Genomic DNA, 906 nt, shown 5'->3' on the forward strand with positions numbered 1-906 from the left:
AGCTTTATCAAGACGTGCTGCGCCAATCACTTGAATTTCACCAACAGCTAATCAGTTCATAACTCAATCCTTTGGCGTAGAGGTAGTATGGCTATGGCGGCTCTGGTAAACTCTGCGCTCCAAAAATTATGAGGTTTATCATGTCCGTTAATTTTGCTGATCTTGGCATTGAACAACAGTTAGTCGAAACGTTGAACAATATGAATATTGTGACGCCAACGCCAGTCCAAGAAAAATCGATTCCACACGTACTGGAAGGCAAAGATCTTCTTGCGGCTGCGCAAACGGGTACCGGTAAAACGGCGGCATTTGGTTTGCCGATTATTCAGGCGGTACAGCAAAAGAAACGTAATGGCACACCTCACGCTCTCATCCTAGTTCCAACTCGTGAATTGGCGCAGCAAGTGTTTGACAATTTAACGCAATATGCGGAACACACGGATCTACGTATTGTTTGTGTGTACGGCGGTACAAGTATTGGCGTGCAAAAGAACAAGTTGGAAGAGGGCGCGGATATTCTTATTGCTACGCCGGGCCGATTGTTAGACCACTTGTTTAACGGCAACGTAAACATTTCTAAAACTGGCGTGTTGGTGCTTGATGAAGCTGACCGAATGTTGGACATGGGTTTTTGGCCTGATCTGCAACGCATTCTTCGTCGACTACCGAATGACAAACAAATCATGCTGTTTTCGGCGACGTTTGAAAAACGCATTAAAACCATCGCTTACAAACTGATGGATTCTCCTGTTGAGGTGGAAGTGTCTCCAGCGAATACAACGGCAGAAACGGTTAAGCAGATGGTGTATCCAGTTGATAAAAAGCGTAAGCGTGAGTTGCTAGCGTATTTAATTGGTTCACGAAACTGGCAACAAGTGCTTGTTTTCACTAAAACCAAGCAAGGCA

Annotated in this window: 1 protein-coding gene; it reads left to right on the forward strand. The window is 44.9% G+C overall.

Annotated elements, in window-relative coordinates:
* Positions 1-140 precede the first annotated feature (140 nt).
* On the forward strand, positions 141-906 hold a 766-nt coding region (locus R7Z47_RS24245), incomplete at its 3' end, for a DEAD/DEAH box helicase (protein WP_318130688.1).

Source organism: Vibrio sp. 1641, from assembly GCF_033339995.1.
GTDB lineage: Bacteria > Pseudomonadota > Gammaproteobacteria > Enterobacterales > Vibrionaceae > Vibrio > Vibrio alginolyticus.